The organism is Fructobacillus fructosus KCTC 3544, from assembly GCF_001438695.1.
Taxonomy (GTDB): Bacteria; Bacillota; Bacilli; order Lactobacillales; family Lactobacillaceae; genus Fructobacillus; species Fructobacillus fructosus.
This window is the reverse complement of record NZ_JQBH01000043.1, coordinates 1-269: the sequence shown is the minus strand read 5'-3', so window position 1 is coordinate 269 and position 269 is coordinate 1. Positions and strand designations below refer to the sequence as shown.

The 269-nt window shown below is 45.0% G+C and carries 1 protein-coding gene; it reads right to left on the bottom strand.

Annotated elements, in window-relative coordinates; all coding sequences use genetic code 11:
* Nucleotides 1-269: GbpC/Spa domain-containing protein (locus IV71_RS07690; protein ID WP_268761156.1), on the bottom strand; the 269-nt coding region annotated here is incomplete at both ends.

Below are 269 nucleotides of genomic sequence, written 5' to 3'. Positions count from 1 at the left end.
ACAATTTGATCGTCTCCATCCAGTTGGAAAATCGCTGCTCCTTTGTAGAAGTTTGGGTTAGATGGATCATCCCACGAACCGTCCTGCGATGCATTGTCAGTATCGGAATAGGCCCAGCCATCAGAGTGATAGTTAATTGTGCCTCCTGTGATTGACACAAAATGACTGTTGTCAACCTTTACTGCTTCCACGTGTTGCCCATCGTGATCATCATACCAAGCGTTCAAGGAACCAAGTGAAATAAGAGCATCTTTACCAAGCTTGATTGG